Below are 17,885 nucleotides of genomic sequence, written 5' to 3'. Positions count from 1 at the left end.
CGGCCTTCACACAAGTCAAAATCAGAAGCTGGTTGAGGAGATTTTAGCAAGCCGACTTCAATAAGCCGTAAGGAGCAGAAGAATAGATACTACTAGCACCGCAACCCGTATGCGGTGAAGAAGATCCCAATGTACGCGATCTTTGAGCCAACCCGTCGTAGGGACGCGCGGTATCATCTTCGCTATACGATTATTGATCGGCACGAGCATGGTTACGGTGAAGGTGATGGTGCGGCCCAGAGAGATTCGGCATACGCAATGAGCTTCAAAGCCGTGTGAAATTGGGCGATGCTCGAAGGCTGCACCGATGAGGAACAGGAGCAAGAGGGCGTACCAGAAAGGCATCCCCTTTCCGAGGCTTGCTCCCATCGAAGCGGCAGCTTCAGCGTGCGTTCTGGTACTCAATCTTCCAAATTGAGATGGACAAAAAGCTGCAATGGCGAACTCATTGCCTGCCATCATTGCTGCTCCGGCTGCCATCACTACGTCGTAAGCGATAGTCATGGGGTATTGGATGCTGCGCAATAATTCGTACGGCATCGTAGAATAAAAGTTCCAAAGGAGTTAGAGAATGGCACACATGGTGTTCGACACGAGATTCAAGACTGAGATGGAAGGACTGGATGAGCCGCCGTTCGATTCGGACTTTGGTCAGAAGATCTTCAAGAACGTCTCGAAAAAGTCGTGGGGCGAATGGGTAGAGCGGCAGAAGATGCTTTTGAATGAGTATCGCTTGCAGCCGTGGACACGAGAGGCGCAGGAATTTCTTGTTGAACAGATGAACGAGTTCTTTTTTGGTGAGGGGGGCTCGTTGCCGAAGGAGTTTGTGGCGCCGACGACATAGTCTCCCTGACCTCAAAACCGGGCCGGTCGTGTACACTTAGGACTGCAACATACCCCCGCCGTCACCCTCCTGGGCTGACGTGCAAACCATAGTCGGGACGTGGCTCAGCCTGGTAGAGCGCACCCTTGGGGTGGGTGAGGTCGCTAGTTCGAATCTAGTCGTCCCGACCATTATTTTGTCTTTTGTTTCTAGCATCTTACAGCGGAACCCATTCTTCTATTTCGAACTGTATTGGGCGAGTCCGCTGATGCGTTCGATAGTGACTCGTCTAAATGAGGCTGCGCACAGTACTTCGTCAACAGTTTTGGTCGAGCTGCTGGAACGAAGTTTCCTCAGGCTCTGAGCGTCAGGCGATATATCGAGCGAGGACTGCGCTAGAAACACGGCGTGAGCCCCTCGTATCAATTAAAAGATGATCTGTGGCGAGGAGCAGGAGCCTCGTAAAGAGAGGGAGTGCGCTTGCTTCGATTGCTCTCCTTCCGCTGAAAATCGCACGCGAAATTAATCCCTCGCGGGTATACTATCCCCGATCATGAAACCCTGCTTATCTTTTGCCTTTGTCTCTGCCATAGTGTGTCTATCGGTTGCTCTCTTTGTTTCTGGTTGTGGAAGTTCAAGTCCTGCCGCTTCGGGTGGCGGAACTACGCAGACACCACCGCCAGCCGCTCTCGTTATCACCTCGATTAGGCCGACATCTGTCCCTGCAGGTTCCACAGCCGTCACGGTCACGGTGGCGGGCAGCGGATTTCTGAGCACGAGCGTTGTTCATGTGAACGGAACGTCCAGTCCGACTACCTACGTTAGCCCAACGGAGTTAGCAACGACCGTCCCAGCGGCTTATCTTGCCACCGGGGCGATGCTGCAGATTACCGTGTCTAACGGGAGCACGAGCACCGGCAGTGATACATCGGCTATCGCCCTCGAGGTTGATAACCCTGCTCCCATCATTACAGGCTATTCTCCGTCCGGCTTTCTCTCTGGCGCGATGCCAGTGACCGTCGCCGTAACGGGATCGGATTTCGTCCCGGCAACTGTCATTCAGGTAAACGGGACTGCGCGTGAGACTACTTATATCGATGCAACGCACGTTAGCGTGTTGCTCACTGCCAACGATCTGGCGAATCCAGGCAATATCGTACTGGTAGCAATTAATCCTGCGCCGGGTGGTGGCACGTCGGCCGGAGCTTCTCTGCCGGTAACGAATCCTGTGCCTGGAGTCATTTCTGTCGCCCCAAGCACGGTGGCAGTTGGATCCGCAACAGCGACAACCATCTCGGTGACGGGAACGAGCTTCATCCCGGGTTCCGTTGTGCACGTGAACGGCTCATCACGTCCCACCACGGTAGGCAGCCCGACGCAATTGAGCTTCCAACTTACGGTTGCTGATCAAGCTGCCGCGGGAAGCCTCCAAGTGAATGTAGTGAATCCTTCGCCCGGAGGCGGGGCGTCTTCAGGAATTTCTTTACTTGTGTCGAATCCGACGCCAAGCGTAGTTTCGCTAACACCCAATACTGTCGCCGCCGGAGCAGCTACGCCAACACCGGTCACGGTCGTAGGGTCTAGTTTTATCCCGGGTTCTGCTGTGCAGGTGAACGGCTCGTCACGTGCTACCACGATCGTCAGCGCGACACAATTGAGCTTCCAACTCACCGTTGCTGATCAAGCCGCCGCGGGAAGTCTCCAAGTAGATGTGGTGAACCCGGCGCCCGGAGGAGGAGCCTCTGCCTCTGTACCGTTTGTGATAACGTCACCTTCGGGAACACCACCACCGGTTTTGGCATCGATCTCTCCTCCCGTAGTCCCAATCAATCAAGACGCTACAGTCTTGATTAATGGCGATAACTTCACATCCACCTCTACGGTTGTAGTCAATGGCGTCACGGTTCCGTTTACCTGCGCCTGCCCTCAGCAACTCTCCCTAAGTATCCCCGCTTCTGCCCTGTCTGTACCAGGCATTAGCACGATTACTGTCACCAATGACTCTGGCACCAGTTCACCCATCGACCTGACGACTTACGTTCCAATAATCAATAACAGCATGATCTACAACCCGGCCAACGGGCTTTTCTACCTCTCCGTTCCCAGCTACGCCCCGGCGCCCTATAGCAACTCGATCGTATCGGTCGACCCCGTGACCGGGGCACTTGGAACACCTATCCCCGTCGGCAGCGAACCCAATCGTCTGGCAATTAGCTCCGATGGCCAAAACCTCTGGGTAGCTCTCGACGGTGCTTCAGCTGTCCGTCAAGTGAACCTCGCCACAGGTACGGCAGGGCTTCAGTTCCCGATCCCCGCGGATACACTATTTGAGGGTCCAGGCCTAGTCGCCTCGATGGCTGCCATCCCAGGCCAGCCTAACTCGGTCGCTGTGATGAGCTATTTCCCGTCTGACGGTCCCAACGGTATCCTACTCGCGATCTATGACAGTGGCGTTCCCCGGCCTACGACCGTAAGTTATGTCGCCTACGACCCGTTTCCATGGGCTATGGTCGTGAACGCCGCCACCAACGAGATCTATGGCCCCGGCGACCCCCTTGGCATCGGCGGCTACAGCACCTACACCTACAATTCGAGCGGCATCACTCGCGAATTCTCCACTTCCTCTGGCGAGAATACCGCTGAGAGCAACGTCGATGATGTCCAACTTGCCAATGGGGTGCTCTATACCTCCTATGGCCAAGCCATCAACCCGGCAAACGCTGACGTTCTCGGAACTTTCTATCCCAGCGGGACGACCGCTGCCATGGGGTCAATCGCAGTTGATACGACACTCGGCAAAGCCTTCTTTCTAGAAAATATAACCACTAACTTCTTCATCGGTACCGGTTTTAGTGCATACCAGATCGGCGCATTCAACCTCTCCAACTACACCGCAACTTCCGACACCCCCATCCAGATCGCTGCGCCGGAATCCAGGGTCAACTACCAGTATGAGGGCCCAACCGGTCCCAGACTCACACGTTGGGGATCGAATGGTCTCGCCTTCCACGGCACTGGAGGCTTTATCAGTTTCCGCTCCAACCTTGTTCAGAACCTCTCCACCACAAACGCAGACCTCGCCGTTGCCCTGACCCCATCCGGAGCCACCGCCACCGGCAATACAACTACCTATACCGCGATTGTGACCAACAACGGACCATCCTCCGCATCGAACGTTGATCTTACAGCGTTCCTCCCCTCGACTGGCATCCTGGTCTCTTCCACCTCGTCCTCCGGCACATGCGCGGGCCCGGGTCCTATCTCCTGTGATCTTGGTGGCCTGTCCAGCAATGGCACCGCCATCGTCACCATTGTCGTCCAGCAGCTTAGCTCTGGAAGCGCCACGATGACAGTTCAGGTAAGCGCTAGCGAAAATGACCCGGCCCCAGCGAACAATCAAGCCAGCTCCACCCAGACCATCACCGGAGGTGACTTCTCCGCATTGCCTACCCTCACGTCGATCAGCCCGCAGGTGATCGCTTCAGGCTCAACTGCCACCAACCTCACCGTGACAGGAACTGGCTTCAACAGCAGTTCCACAGTCCTGCTGAATGGCTCTTCGCTCTCGACCACCTTCAACAACAGCACCACTCTTACGGCTGTCGTTCTGCCTGCGGATGTTGCAAGCCTCGGCTGGGCCTCTATCTCGGTGGCGACCCCGGCACCCGGTGGAGGAACCTCCGCGGTGCTGCCGCTCACTGTCTTCTCCGTTCTCAAGCTCGGCGCGAACCACATCCTTTACGATCCTTATTCGCGCAACCTCATGGCCAGCATTGGTGCAGGAACCGCGTCAGTTGCAGCGAATTCCATCCTTGCCATCACCCCGGATACTGCTTCTATCGGAATCCCGGTCCCTATCGGCGGTGTGCCTACCGATCTCGCCCTCACCTACGACGGCCAGATCCTTTACACGCTTCTCCCTGCAACCGCCAACGGAAGTATCGCGCGCTTCAACATGCTCACTCAGCAGCCTGACTTCACCGTCTCCGGATTCCAATCCGCTAGCTACGACACACCCATCAGCTATGTCTCTACCATGCCGGGCACCGAGGACACGGTCGCGATCTACATAGGCGAATACACCGGGGCCGCTGTTATCGACTTCAATACAGCGCAGCATACCGCGGCAGAACGCGGCAGTCCGACCGGAATCTATTCCGGAATGTGCCCTGTCTTTCTCAGCTCAACCGTTCTCGTCGCGCCAGTCAGTCCGGATGCCGGCGAGGGAGCAACCAGCTTCCCCGTCACAGCCTCCGGAATCTCCCGTGGGACCAACATCCCAGTGAGCACCGCTTGCTTCAAACTCATCGCAGGAATTGCTTACGGTGAGACAGGAGCAGTCGTCAATTTCAATTCCGCCACGCCAATTTATAACGGAATATTCCATGGAGCGATCCCGCTTGTCGTCGGAACCTCCGGTTTCGGCATGGAGGCAGATCCCTCGCTGAATGTCGCCTTCTATCCGACCCTCGCCTCCTCCAACGGTGCCCTCGGGGCTTTCGACAGCATCAGCACCTTCAATACAACCACTTTTGCGACCACAAGCGTGCTCTCTCTTCCTTTCGCTTCTATCGAAGGCAGCACCACCAGCTTTAGCCCGGTAGATACGTTCCGTTGGGGCCAGGACGGCCTCGCCATCCTCACCTCCACTGGAAACGTTTATCTTCTACGCGGCCCTGCCATTGTTCCGCAGCTGCTCGACACGAATACTCCAGTCACCTTAAGCTCAAGCTCCCTCACCAGCGTCACTCACGGCACCGGGAACACCGTTCTTACGCTTACAGGAACAAATTTTGTACCCGGGGTGGCTGTGCTATGGAACGGCAGCTACCGGACCACGACCATTGTGGATCCAGCGCATGTCTCGGTAGCCATTCCAGCAAGCGATTTGGCCAGCGCCGGGACTGCAACCATCACAGCCGCTAATCCTGGGGCTGCGGTATCCGCTCCACTGTACTTCAATATCAACTAGGAACGACAAGCGACATGGTGGACGATGACTAGCGTCCATGGCAAGGAGGTCACATAACATCTTCGTAGAGCTTCAGATTTCGAAAATCGTCTATTAGGGCCGACCATTTTTCCAAATTTGACCATTCGAAAATCATGTTGGCCACATATCGGGTGGAATGGCTAGTGCTTCAGAGACCACATGTAAGTTGCAAGCGCTCCAGGTGGTAGCGACGTGTGGAAGGTACTGGCTCTCCAACTCACGTCGAATGTTGCCGCGTCGCTTCGATTGTTCAAGACCAGCAAGGCGATTGATCCGTCTACGTTTTGAAAAGCCACGCTTTCGAGACTGTCACTCCCGAAGGATGTTGAATCGATACGAGTTGCCACGGGATGGACGAACTTGCTAGCCTGTGCCAACGCGTAAAAATCCCCAGTGTAGGAAACGCTCATCTTATTCGTATCCAACGTAACCAATCCCCGACACGTCCCACAGCCGCCCGCATGTGGGTTGTGGTCGGTATCCAACACAATGCCCCAGAGTGCCACTGCCTTGGCCCAATTGCGGGTAGAGTCAATCAGTAGGTGAGCCGTAACCTCCAATGGAGCCTTCTTTTGCCACGTCCCACCGGAACACTCCGTCATCCATATTCCTTTGTCGGGAAACTTATTATGAATGACGCTCTGGGCAGTTGGCTCACCTCCATAGCAGTGCAGTGCGGACCCAGCCATGAAGGGAGCGGCCGCAGGGTCCGACAGCACCTCAAGTGGATACTCCGGATGATCCCAGTTGTGATCGTAGGCAAGCACCTGCGTCCGCAGGCCCATGCGACGTAGATCGGGCCCGAGATAATGGCCGATCAAATGCTTCTGCTGATCCGCAAGCATCAAGGTTCCGGGAAAGTCTTCTGTCTCATGTAGTGGTTCGTTCTGCACTGTCAAGTATTTCACCGGGATGCCTTCCTTCTCAAAGGACTGCAGCGATCGCACGATGTACTCTGCGTAAGCAGACATGTCCTCTTCGCGAAGAGAACCGCCGATCATGGAATCATGCGTCTTCATCCATGCAGGAGCGCTCCATGGTGTGGCCATGACGGTAATGGACGGATTGAGTTTCAGTGCCTCTCGCATGATGGGGAAGACATACGCCTCATCGTGCGTGGTTGAGAAGTGGTGCAGTTCGGTGTCTTGTTGTCCTGCGGGCATGTCGTCGTAGCTGTAGTGATTGAGCGATAGATCAGTAGAACCGATAGGGAGCCGAACAAAACTTAGGCCAATTCCGCTAGAGGGATCGAAGAGCTTCGTCATCACATCGCGGCTCATCGCTGGGGGCATCCGCTCGTGGAGCAACCATGCAGAGCCCTCCGTCATAGAGATGCCGAAGCCGTCCATTGTCTGGAAGCGGCTGCTCTCATCTACGCTAATCGTAAGAGGCGCCGGACTGCTTGCGGGCGCGAACGACAGGATAGGCTGCGCCTCAAGAGCACGGGAGAGATCGGATGTAGATATGTAAGACCGTACAGTCTGCGAGAACAAGGGGCTGGATGCGATAAGCAAAACAGCAGAGGCGTAGCGAAGCGCGCGAGAGAGCACAAAATTCCTCGGGAAGCAGAGATAAAAAATCGGGCTATCGTTTTCGGCGATAGCCCGGATGATGCAATTCGTTTAGAAGTAAACCTTTGCGGCAAGCTGGATAACGCGTGGGCCACCGGGACCAGCTGCTCCGAAAGCAGCAGTGGGTTGACCCCAGTTGGTGTCCTTCGCGATAGAGAGCGGCGTAAAGGTTCCATTTGCATTGTAGGTTGGCAGCGTGACGTTTGCGTTGTAGTCGCGTGTCAGGATGTTCGGATGATTGAGGACGTTGAAGAACTCGCCGCGAAGCTGGATGGAACGGCCTTTGCTTGCCTCTCCGATGGCGAAGTTCTTGAAGATAGAAGAGTCCCAGGTGACCATGCCGCCTTGACGGAGGCTGCCGGGTGCGCCCAAGTTAGGCTGCCCAATAGTAGGCAGAATCAGGTTGCCAAGGTGATCGACACCCACCCATGCAGGAGGCGTCTTGCTGTACTGTGAACCGCCAGTGACCTGGTTCGCAGGTGAGTAGAGGGAGTTCCGTACTGGCTGGCCGCTCATTATGTTGGCGAGGCCGGAGAGCTGATAGCCATCGGTAACGTAACTGAGCCAGTGAGGTCCATTGAAGCGACGGGCAAGGTTAGGAAGATCATAGACGTAGTTGATTGCGCCGATGTTGGGACGGTCGTAGCTCGCGACACCGTAGCTGTATTTGCGCGGGTTGAAGGGATCGACGAAGCTCTCATCTGCGCTGGAGGTAGTGAGTGTTTTGGACCAAGTGTAGACGCCGCCGAAGGTAAGACCACGGGCAAAGCGCCGCTGCACCGAGACCTGTAGCGAGTTATAGTTCGAGGTTCCGTCGAACTTGTAATACTCCATTTGGCCGTAGCCCTTGTACGGAGAGAGGAAGTTCTGCGTGTAGGCATACCGTCCACTGAAGGCGTATCCAGCGGCGGCGTACTCGGGTGGAAGGTTCGGCTCGACGGTTGGAACGACACCGCCGGCAAACTGGCTTGGATCCTGTGCAGCACGGGTGAAAGTTGTGCCGTACGGAATCGTGTTAAGGTCACGAGCTGTGACCAGATGGCGGCCCTGGGTGCCTACGTAGGCTACATCGAGAGTGGTTTCATGAAGGATCTCTCGCTGGATGCCGAGGCTGTAGCTATAGACAGTTGGAACCTGACCGTTTACGTCCGCACCGTAGATACCGCTGAGCACACCGGAGTTTGCCTGGGCAGCCGTAGGTATCTGTGGGATGGTGCTGAAAGGGACGGATGGAGTAGTTACAAGAGATGGGTTGCCGAAGACGGTATTGAAGATCAGGTTGCCCTGCTCACGGTCGTGCGAGATACCGAAGCCGCCGCGAAGAACACCCTTGTTGTCGCCGAAGATATCGTAAGAAGCTCCAAGGCGAGGCTCGTACATAATGCCGCGGCTATTCCATCCGCCCTTCGGCAGCGTTCCATCGGCGGCGTAGGTCATGCCATTGAGTCGATTGCCGGAGTTCGGAATAATGTTGCCACCGGTATCGATAGAGACTGCATCGGCGGGGTTGTAAGCAGATGGCGTAAAGAGAGCAATCTGGTTTTTAGCGTCGTACTGCGGCGGAATGTAGGCAAAACGAAGTCCGTAGTCGAGAGTGAAACGAGGCGAGACTTGCCATGTATCCTGCGCGTAGAACTCTACTTGGTTATAACGGAAGTAGCCTGTAGGCCGAGCGCTCGACTGGTCGAAGTTTGAGAAGGAACCGATCAGGGCACTAGCAAAGGGAGATCCACTGTTTGAGGAGCTGGAGTTAAGGCAACCCAGCGATCCAGTGCAATTGTTGCCGAAGCTGAACTGGCCGTTCGAGTTGCCGTAGCTGATCTGGTCTTTGCGAGCGCGCTGATAGAAGGCGCCGAACTTGACCGTGTGACTGTGCAGGCTCCATGTCAGGTTATCGTTTGCGGTGATGGTCGTGGTCGCCTGGTGCCACGGCGTCGAACCTAAGTAGGTAGAGGGATAGTTTTGCCCGTTGCCGCTGAATCCGAAGTCCGGAATCGAAGTATCACTTGTGACCGGATACAGCAGAGGCAGGTTAATGTTATTCGCACCGACGGTGATATTGCCATTCACGCCGTCGATATTGGAGTGATACACGCTGGGGCCGACGGTGAGCTCGTTGAGCAACGTCGGTCTCAGGGTGCTGGTGAGGTCGACCGAGAGATTCCAGCCAGGCTGCTTGTCGGTGCAACCACCTGCAAACTGGAGCGAGCCACCGCACAAGATGCCACCGAACGAACCGATAGGGCCAGTTTGGGTATCTTGGTTGTTGATATACCGAACGAAGATGCGTTCGGACGGCGAAATCTGGTAGTCAACGCGACCAATGTACTCGGTACGGGGATGGGTCGAGGAGAGAGGGTCCTGCCGGTTGTAGGTATTGTTATTGGAGACGTTCGGTAGGGGATAGAGACTGAAGATCTTTTGCACCTGGGCGAAGCTGGCCTGCTGCGAAGGCGTCAAAGCTGCCTGCGTGATCTTGTTACCAGCGAATGGAGCGCCAGTGGCTGGGTTGAAGATCTGGATAGGGTTGCCGCTGCTGTCGACACTCTGTGAAAAATCGCCCTGGCGCTCAAGCTGAGTCGGCGTGCGGTACTGGTCGAGGCTGCCTGGCACGAGTTGACGGTAAAACTCATTGGAGAAGAAGAAGAAGAGCTTATCCTTGAGAATCGGGCCCCCGATCTGGTAGCCGAACGTGTTGTACCGGTAAAGCTGTTTTGGGGTCCCGTTTTGATCGCTGACATAGTCGTTTGCATTCAAACCTTCGTTGCGATGAAAGTAGTGTGCGTTGCCATGAAAGTCATTGGTTCCACCGCGCGAGGTGACGACGAAAGACCCGCCGCCCGCCTTGCCGAACTCAGCTTGATAGTTCGAGGTGAGAACCTTTACTTCGGCGATGGCGTCGGTGTTGACGGTCACCTGGGTTCCGCCGTTGTCGCCTGTATCGACGTTTGAAGCTCCATCTATGGTGAAGTCGTGCTGATTTTGCCGTGTACCGTTGACACTGTACGAGGTGAGGCCACCCGTTCCGGAGGCACCGAAGGATCCTACGCCCGAGACGCCTGGAACGACGCGAATGATATCGAGAACGTTGCGGCCGTTGAGAGCGATATCATTGAGTTGCTTGCCAGTGATGAGGTCCGACCTCTCGCCTGAGTTCGCCTGAATCTGGAGCTGTCCAGAATCTGCGGTCACAGTGACGCTTGTGGCCTCGGCGCCGACTTTGAGGCTGAAGGTACCGGCGTTTAGTTTATCGGCGGAGCTGAGAATGATGCCGTCTTTTTCGAGGGTTTCGAACCCCTTTGCCGTTACCGTGAGTTTGTAAGTGGTCGCTGGGAGGTTAGAGAGCGAAAAGGTGCCGTTGTCGGCTGAGTTCACCGTCCGCGAAATGCCAAGATTCGAAGCAGTAGCAGTGACCTTAGCGCCGGGGATAATGGCTCCCGATGTATCCTGAATGGAGCCGAGAATAGTGCCCGAAGTGACTTGCGCGAAGGCAGGGAAACAGCAGGCCAGTAGGATAAACACCGCGGCCAACATAACTCTGTTCAGCGGATGAGCGGCCAGACATTCTGCCGACAGGAACCAGGTGCGACTCGGAGCGCTATTAACGAATCTATTAAGACTGCATGATTTTTTTGATTGGTTCACTTTGGCTTCCTCTGAAAACAAACAACTAATTGCGTTTCGAACCCTATGCAGACGACAACGCGATGATCCTGAAGAGAGAGTGATGCTTGTCTGAGGGTTTTCTGAGGGACGACAAGCATATTTGAATGAGCAATTTAAAGGAAGTCGGGGCAGAGGTGGAAGAACGCTGGACAGAGTTTCGGGTCGGAGAGTGGCTAGTTCAGACCGAGCTCAACTCTCTAACAAGGGACGAAGTGGTACGCCACATCGAACCTAAAGTCATGAAAGTGCTCCTTACACTCTCAGCTCAGCATGGTCGTGTCGTCTCCAAGGAAGACTTAATCTCTGCAGTTTGGCCGGACACATTCGTTAGCGACGACGTCCTCACCCGATGTATCTCCATTCTGCGACGTATCACCGAGGATGACCCTCATACGCCACACTTCATTCAGACGATCCCCAAAGTTGGTTACAGGCTCGTAGCCCCGGTCTCTGAGCTACCCATCGAAACTCAAGACTTATCATCTATCCACCCCTCCTTCAGCCACGCTGCTTTGCCTCCCCCAGTGCTATCGCAAACCTCCAGGTGGAGTGATCGCTACTGGATTGGGTGGATCGTCTTGATCGCGGTGCTGATTTTGGGTGCATTGATAGCCATTTGGTCCTACCAGAGAAGCAAGGGAAGATCGGTCAGGGCCGCCAACTCCTTTCGGACGATCCAGTTCACCTCTTACTCAGGTGAGCAGATTCAGCCCGCGTTCTCTCCTGATGGAAGAAAAGTTGCCTTCGTCTGGATCTCCGAAGATATGGCTTCTCGACGGATTTATATCAAGACCATTGGCACGGAAGAGGTAAAACAGCTCACCTCTGACGAGAACGAGCAGTTCAGCCCCACCTGGTCGCCGGATGGGAGTCAGATAGCTTATCTGGCTAGATCGAACGATGGTCTCAGCCTCTCGGTTGCGAATGTGAGTTCGCAGGCGGCTCCACATAGACTACTGATCCCGCAGGAACCCAGCCATTGGGAGCAAGGCGCGCTCTCCTGGGCTCCCTCAGGAAGCTCATTGATCTATCCGGACCACTCCGGCACCTCTCCAAACTCCTCAATCTTCCTGCTTGATCTCCATACCTTCAGTACCAGATCCATCACGACGCCACCTGCGGGCTGGGAGGGTGATCTGAACCCAGCTTACTCGCCCAACGGCAAATGGATCGCATTTACTCGGGCAAGTGAAACCGCCGTTCGGGACATCTACTTCATGTCGACTGCCACTGGCGAGTTGCATCAGCTCACGCATGACCATTTGAACATCGACAGCCTCGCCTGGGCTGCGGATAGCTCCTTCCTCATCTTCTCCTCTAACCGGGGCGGGAAGTATGGTCTTTGGAAGATCGGGCTGAAAGATAAGCTCCCCGAGCGCCTACCCGTGGGAACGGAAGATGCGTATCAGCCGGCGGTGGGGCCGAAGGCCGGAGAGTTAGCCTACACGCAAGGATCCGCCATCTGGAGCATTCTCCGTCTCCAACCGAGCTCAGGCAAGGAGACTCCGGTTCAGTCCGACTCTGTTCTGACCTCAACCCAGCAAGATTCAGCCCCAGCCCTTTCGCCCGATGGGCGCTTCTTCGCCTTCCAGTCCCGACGCTCGGGCAATCAGGAGATATGGATTGCCTCCCAGTCCGGGGATCAGCTTCGGCAACTGACTTTCATGGCTGGCCCGCTCACCGGCAGCCCCTCCTGGTCCAACCAAGGCAACAAAATTCTCTTCGACTCACGTCCCGAAGGTCACTCGCATATCTTCTGCGTGCCCGCTGCCGGGGGCCATCCAAAGCAGCTCACCTTTGGGGATGCGAACGATATCACTCCGAGGTGGTCTCATGATGATCAGTCGATCTACTTTCGCTCTAACCGCGGCGACCGCTGGCAGCTCTGGCGAGTACCCGCAGCAGGAGGGGACCCGCAGCCGGTGACCACGGGAGATGGGATCGTTCCGCAGGAATCGCCCGATGGCAAATGGCTCTATTACACCCGCGGCGATGAAGACGGGATCTGGCGGGTCCCACCAACTGGCGGAGCTGAGACGCAGATCCTGACGCAGCCATCCGCAGGTTATTGGGGGTACTGGCAGATTACTTCCCGGGGGATCTTCTACCTCGACCGCGGGGACTCCTCCAGTGCAATTCGTCTCTTCAATCCCGATACGAAGATCACATCCTTGTACGCAATGCTCAAGCAGACTCCTCCCGTCTACGCTGGCCTGACTGTCGCTCAGGATGGGAAGATCGTTCTGTTGACCGATCAGCACGATGCGGGAAGGCACATTACTCTTATTCAGGCCTTAGGCGAGTGAGTTGGTTTTAGTTCTTCTCATTCACCCACGTCTGCCAAAAGCTCCAGATCACTTAAGCGAGAGCCGTGTCTGCGTGGTGCCGTCGAGAAATTCTCATCACGTTTACGAGGCGACAGCCGCCACCTCGCTAAAGAATTTAACCCCTGTCAATTCTTCGCAGACTTGCCATAAGCGAACGGCACAGGCGGTGTCGGTCGCTTGTGCAGCTATCTTTGCTCGTCCTACCTCGTGACCACGCATCTCCAGAAAACCTTGCGGCCCATAATACCCACCGTCTTCTGCATCGTCGGATGTTGATGCATAGAGCGTCGGGAGAGCCCCTTCGGAGTCCGAGTTGAGAGCAATGCCAATAACATGTCCCACAAAGGTGCGAAGGCTCTTTTCAACTGCGGAGTATTCGCCCGACTGGAAGAGATTTGTATTCGCTACGCCAGGGTGCGCAGCAACGCTCATGATGCGTGAGCTCGCCGCGCGCAGGCGACGATCCAGCTCGAAAGCAATCAGAAGATTGGCGAGCTTCGATTGTTGATAGGCTCCCATCGGAGAGTAGCTTCGCGTGGAGTTCAAGTCATCGAAGTTTATGCGTCCTCGTTTGTGTGCAATCGAAGCAATGGTCACGACTCGAGGTCGTTCGGCTGCATTGCCGGAAGATGCGCCAGCAGCCTGCTGCAGCGCGGGCATAAGAAGTGCAGTGAGTGCGAAGTGGCCTAGAACATTCGTGCCAAATTGCACCTCGAAGCCATCAGCTGTTTCTTTGCGGCGGGGCGGAGTCATAACGCCGGCGTTATTGATGAGCAGGTGCAGCGGGCGATGTTGCGCGAGTTCAGCAGCCGCAAAATGATGGATCGAAGAAAGAGAAGCGAGGTCAAGAATTGCCAGCTCCATGCGCAAGCCCGGTGAATCGGCTTCCACTCGGGCGAGGGCAGCTTCGCCTCGTCTCTGATCACGGCAGGCAAAGATAATGTGAGCACCCTTACGGGCAAGCTTTAGCGCAGCATGATAACCGATGCCGCTATTCGCTCCAGTGATAAGAACACGCTTGTCTGCGAGCGACGGAATGTCTGATGCTTGCCACTTCTTGCTCATCGGTATTGGACGTAGCAGGGGGTCATGAAAGATGCGAACTTTTTCTGCGAGTAAGCCAGGCATTGTCTTTCTCAGACAATCATTTCGAGAAGAGTCCGTTTTAACTAAAGCTGAATCAGAGTGCAGTAGATTGTGAGAAGGAGAATAACGATGCCGCTTCCTACCGACGAAAAACTCATTGCGCTCAGCGAACAGCTTCTACAACAGTTTGACGCAATCTTTGGGTTGAATCCCGGGTTTCGACCGGCCCATGCTAAGGGCACGATGCTGACCGGCACGTTTACACCTTCCTCCGAGGCGGCCACACTTACCAAAGCGCCGCACATCTTGCGGCAGTCGATGCCAGTGACTGTCCGATTTTCGGACTCGACTGGTATTCCTCTGGTGCCTGATAACGATCCGAATGCAAATCCCCGAGGATTCGCGATTCGGTTCAACCTTGCGGAACACGTCCACACCGATATCGTCAGCCATTCGACGGATGGCTTTCCGACAAGAACAGGGGCGGAGTTTCTAGAGTTACTGAAGGCTCTTGCGACGAGTGACCCTAAGAATCTGGCCGGCTCTTCGCTTGAGGCGTTTCTTGGTTCGCATCCAAAGGCGCTGGCGTTTGTGCAGGCGCCGAAGCCTGCGCCGTCGAGCTTTGCCCGCGAGAGCTACTTTGGTGTGACCGCGATGAAGTTCACCAACAAGGATGGAGTCAGCCGATTTGGGCGCTATCGCATCGTTCCTGAGGCTGGGAACGATCATTTGGATGACGCTGCGGCTGCTGCCAAAGACGCGAACTACCTGATGGATGAGATTGCGGAGCGAGTTGCGAGAGGGCCAATCAAGTTCAAGATTCTGGTGCAGCTTGCGAACGATGGCGATGTGGTGGACGATGCGACCAATCACTGGCCGGACGATCGAAAAGTTCTTGAACTCGGCACCTTCGCTTTGACGGCGCTGGTGGCCGATAACGCTCAGGAACAGAAGCAGATCATCTTCGATCCGATTCCGCGGGTGGAGGGAATCGAACCATCGGATGATCCGCTGCTGGAGTTGCGAGCGGCGATTTATCTGCTGAGCGGGCGTCGGCGAAGGGCTGCTTAGAATCGATGTCCTGCTGGGCGGGCGTTCGCACACCTTTTTAGAGCTTCGCGTGGTCTTCCCGTTGGTCGGAGTCAGATTATGCCGACCAAGGGGAGGCCCCATGACTATCATCCTGCCAAGACCGGTATACCCGTCACGAAGTGACCGCTCCACGCGCTGTGGGCCCGTCCGGCAGGACATAAGCTTCCGATAGCCTCTTCGGCGCGATGGGCAGGGTATTTGATCTGCGCCGGGAACCTGCTACCCTTAATAACGTGCTGATTACTCCGCTCCAACTCGTAGATGAACCCCTTGAGTTCACTGAAGTCATCGCTCCAGGTGCATTGGACTATGCCTCCGATATTCGGCAGGTGGGGCCGCTGCCTGTCAACGGCGTTGCGGACCTGCTGATTGAGCACCGCAGCTCCAGTTCGCATGTGAACGATATCCGGTTGCGGGCTAATTACAGTGCGGACTTCGAGATTCTCTGTGCGCGGTGCGTCGACCCGGTGAAGGTGCCGCTTACGGGCGATTTCGACCTCATCTTTCGTCCCGAATCCGCCGATGCGGACGCCGGGGAGCGTTCTATTACTGCGGATGAGACCGAAATCGGTTATTATCAAGAGAGCGGTCTTTTGCTGGAGGATGTGGTGCGCGAGCAGGTGTTACTCTCCCTGCCAAGTCGCACCCTCTGTACGGCAGATTGCAAGGGGCTTTGCCCGCGCTGTGGTCAGAACCTGAATCAAGCGAAATGCTCCTGCGAGGAGGCTCCGGCTGATCCGCGTTGGAATGCGCTTGCGGGTCTGGGAACTCTGACCGACAAGCTCGAGCTGAAGCACTAATCAAGTTTTTGCCTCGTCGACTGCGTGTTTTTTGCGTGATTGCCGCGGCCGATTGAAAGGGATACTGCAATGCCTAATCCGAAACGGCGCCACTCCAAGCAACGGACTGCCAAGCGCCGCAGCCACGACTTTTTGACCCCCACCGGCCTCTCCGAGTGCCCCAACTGCCACGAGCGCAAGCTTCCCCATCGTGCCTGCCGCAAGTGCGGTACGTACAAGGGCCGCGACGTTCTCGTGACCAAAGAAGCCAACTAATCTTTCCAACTCAAACCCTGCTCTTCCCTGCTGATGCCGACTGACATCGTTGTAGATGCAATGGGTTCCGACAAGTCCCCAGAACCAGAGGTTCGCGGGGCCGTCCTTGCTGCGCGTCAGTATGACGTTCGCGTCCACCTGGTTGGGCCGGAGGATAAACTTCGTCCAATTCTGCGGCAGGCGCTGCGTGGACAACGTCTTCCGGTGTTCATCGTGCCTGCCACCGAGTGGATCACGATGGACGACAAGGCCGCCCAGGCGGTCCGGTCCAAGCGCGATTCGACGATGCGGGTAGGGCTGAAGATGGTCCGCGAGGGACGTGCCGCGGGGTTCTTTACCGCAGGCAACACCGGCGCGGCGATGGCTACGGCGAAGATGGTTCTGGGAATGCTTTCCGGCGTCGACCGGCCTGCGCTGGCCCAGATTCTGCCGACCGTCCATCGCATTCCCTCGTTACTGCTGGACGTTGGGGCGAATGTTGACTGCGATCCGGACAATCTGGTCCAGTTTGCCGTGATGGGCCACATGTATGCCAAGAACATCCTGAAGATCAACAACCCTCGCGTCGGCCTTCTCTCGATCGGAGAGGAGGATTCGAAGGGCAACGCTCTGACCCGCGATACTCTGCCGCTGCTGCGTGCCTTGAAGGGGATCAACTTCAAGGGGAACGTGGAGGGTCGCGACCTGTTCAACGGGCACAGCGATGTGGCGGTATGCGACGGTTTCGTCGGGAACGTGGCGCTGAAGTCGATTGAGGGGACGGCCCAGTTGCTGAGTGCGTCGTTGCGCGAGTCGTTGAAGTCCACGGTGACCTCTCAGGTAGGGGCGCTGCTGTCGCGCAGGGCCTTTGCCGAGTTCAAGAAGAGGCTGGATTACTCGGAGTACGGCGGTGCGGTGCTGCTGGGCGTGCGAGGTGTTTGCATCGTAGGGCATGGATCGTCGAATGAGAAGGCGATCATGAACGGGGTGCGGGTTGCGGCAGAGTTTGCTCAAGCCGAGGTGAACTCCGGGATTGAAGCGGCGCTGCTTCCTTCCTAGGGTCGTTCTCTCAAACTGCAACTTACCCCCCCCTTATTACCGTTGCGTAAGCCTTTTATTATTAATGATTTACGAGGATGCAAGCCTCGTAAATCATTCCTGCCAAAGGAGTTACGTACAAATTCCTCTGAATCAATGAGTTAGCGTTCGAAGTCTTACAGTTCTAGTTGCGCATAAGAACAGCCCCGGTCCCGGGGCTATTCTTGTCTCTATTTATCTTCTCTCTACTTATTA

11 protein-coding genes, 1 tRNA gene and 1 pseudogene are annotated in these 17,885 nt (G+C 55.8%); 9 read left to right on the top strand and 4 right to left on the bottom strand.

What is annotated here, in order from left to right; translation table 11 throughout:
* Nucleotides 1-57 precede the first annotated feature (57 nt).
* Nucleotides 58-540 carry a hypothetical protein gene (locus RBB75_RS06735; protein ID WP_179640125.1) on the bottom strand — a complete coding sequence of 161 codons (483 nt, stop codon included), beginning with the start codon at nt 538-540 and terminating at the stop codon, nt 58-60.
* 31 nt (nt 541-571) lie between these two features.
* On the opposite strand from RBB75_RS06735, the gene RBB75_RS06730 reads away from it, so the two are divergent.
* The 3 genes from RBB75_RS06730 (at nt 572) to RBB75_RS06720 (ending at nt 5,795) form a co-directional block, all read left to right on the top strand.
* On the top strand, nt 572-844 hold the full coding sequence (locus tag RBB75_RS06730) for an oxidative damage protection protein (protein WP_179640124.1): 273 nt from the start codon (nt 572-574) through the stop codon (nt 842-844).
* Nucleotides 845-937: 93 nt separating this feature from the next.
* A tRNA-Pro gene (locus RBB75_RS06725) sits at nt 938-1,014 on the top strand.
* A 362-nt stretch (nt 1,015-1,376) separates the two neighbouring features.
* Nucleotides 1,377-5,795: an IPT/TIG domain-containing protein gene (locus RBB75_RS06720; protein ID WP_353069964.1), complete on the top strand. Its 4,419-nt coding sequence runs from the start codon at nt 1,377-1,379 to the stop codon at nt 5,793-5,795.
* A gap of 161 nt (nt 5,796-5,956) precedes the next feature.
* On the opposite strand, the gene RBB75_RS06715 is transcribed toward RBB75_RS06720, so the two are convergent.
* Nucleotides 5,957-7,366: a glycoside hydrolase family 30 protein gene (locus RBB75_RS06715; RefSeq protein ID WP_353069963.1), complete on the bottom strand. Its 1,410-nt coding sequence runs from the start codon at nt 7,364-7,366 to the stop codon at nt 5,957-5,959.
* Nucleotides 7,367-7,438: 72 nt separating this feature from the next.
* Complete coding sequence (locus tag RBB75_RS06710; protein WP_179640122.1) at nt 7,439-10,921, bottom strand: carboxypeptidase regulatory-like domain-containing protein; 3,483 nt, start codon at nt 10,919-10,921, stop codon at nt 7,439-7,441.
* A 236-nt stretch (nt 10,922-11,157) separates the two neighbouring features.
* Here RBB75_RS06710 and RBB75_RS06705 point away from each other — a divergent pair.
* Both RBB75_RS06705 and RBB75_RS06700 read left to right on the top strand, forming a co-directional pair.
* Nucleotides 11,158-11,478 (top strand): annotated as a pseudogene (locus RBB75_RS06705) (winged helix-turn-helix domain-containing protein); the annotation flags it as partial.
* 339 nt (nt 11,479-11,817) lie between these two features.
* Nucleotides 11,818-13,359, top strand: coding sequence for a hypothetical protein (locus RBB75_RS06700; protein WP_353070429.1), 1,542 nt, complete (start codon nt 11,818-11,820; stop codon nt 13,357-13,359).
* Nucleotides 13,360-13,461: 102 nt separating this feature from the next.
* Here RBB75_RS06700 and RBB75_RS06695 read toward each other — a convergent pair whose 3' ends face one another.
* Complete coding sequence (locus RBB75_RS06695; RefSeq protein WP_353069962.1) at nt 13,462-14,445, bottom strand: oxidoreductase; 984 nt, start codon at nt 14,443-14,445, stop codon at nt 13,462-13,464.
* Between the two features lie 150 nt (nt 14,446-14,595).
* Here RBB75_RS06695 and RBB75_RS06690 point away from each other — a divergent pair, with 150 nt between their 5' ends.
* From RBB75_RS06690 to plsX, 4 genes are all read left to right on the top strand, one after another.
* Nucleotides 14,596-15,537, top strand: a complete 942-nt coding sequence (locus RBB75_RS06690) for a catalase family peroxidase (protein WP_179640120.1) — start codon at nt 14,596-14,598, stop codon at nt 15,535-15,537.
* Between the two features lie 206 nt (nt 15,538-15,743).
* Entirely contained in the window at nt 15,744-16,358 is a 615-nt protein-coding gene (locus tag RBB75_RS06685) for a YceD family protein (RefSeq protein WP_353069961.1), read from the top strand.
* A 69-nt stretch (nt 16,359-16,427) separates the two neighbouring features.
* On the top strand, nt 16,428-16,613 hold the full coding sequence (gene rpmF, locus RBB75_RS06680) for a 50S ribosomal protein L32 (protein ID WP_179581146.1): 186 nt from the start codon (nt 16,428-16,430) through the stop codon (nt 16,611-16,613).
* Nucleotides 16,614-16,646: 33 nt separating this feature from the next.
* Complete coding sequence (gene plsX / locus RBB75_RS06675) at nt 16,647-17,651, top strand: phosphate acyltransferase PlsX (RefSeq protein WP_179640118.1); 1,005 nt, start codon at nt 16,647-16,649, stop codon at nt 17,649-17,651.
* Nucleotides 17,652-17,885 lie beyond the last annotated feature (234 nt).

This window comes from Tunturibacter empetritectus (genome assembly GCF_040358985.1).
Classification (GTDB): Bacteria; Acidobacteriota; Terriglobia; order Terriglobales; family Acidobacteriaceae; genus Edaphobacter; species Edaphobacter empetritectus.
Note: the sequence above shows the minus strand (reverse complement) of the source record. Positions and strands in the feature narration are given on the sequence as shown.

Excerpts from the sequence above, each read along its gene's own strand:
- RBB75_RS06730 (WP_179640124.1), top strand. The coding sequence starts at position 572 with ATGGCACACATGGTGTTCGACACGAGATTCAAGACTGAGATGGAAGGA.
- rpmF (WP_179581146.1), top strand. The coding sequence starts at position 16,428 with ATGCCTAATCCGAAACGGCGCCACTCCAAGCAACGGACTGCCAAGCGC.
- RBB75_RS06690 (WP_179640120.1), top strand. The coding sequence starts at position 14,596 with ATGCCGCTTCCTACCGACGAAAAACTCATTGCGCTCAGCGAACAGCTT.
- RBB75_RS06720 (WP_353069964.1), top strand. The coding sequence starts at position 1,377 with ATGAAACCCTGCTTATCTTTTGCCTTTGTCTCTGCCATAGTGTGTCTA.
- RBB75_RS06685 (WP_353069961.1), top strand. The coding sequence starts at position 15,744 with ATGGGCAGGGTATTTGATCTGCGCCGGGAACCTGCTACCCTTAATAAC.
- RBB75_RS06710 (WP_179640122.1), bottom strand. The coding sequence starts at position 10,921 with ATGTTGGCCGCGGTGTTTATCCTACTGGCCTGCTGTTTCCCTGCCTTC.
- RBB75_RS06695 (WP_353069962.1), bottom strand. The coding sequence starts at position 14,445 with ATGAGCAAGAAGTGGCAAGCATCAGACATTCCGTCGCTCGCAGACAAG.
- RBB75_RS06700 (WP_353070429.1), top strand. The coding sequence starts at position 11,818 with ATGGCTTCTCGACGGATTTATATCAAGACCATTGGCACGGAAGAGGTA.
- RBB75_RS06735 (WP_179640125.1), bottom strand. The coding sequence starts at position 540 with ATGCCGTACGAATTATTGCGCAGCATCCAATACCCCATGACTATCGCT.
- plsX (WP_179640118.1), top strand. The coding sequence starts at position 16,647 with ATGCCGACTGACATCGTTGTAGATGCAATGGGTTCCGACAAGTCCCCA.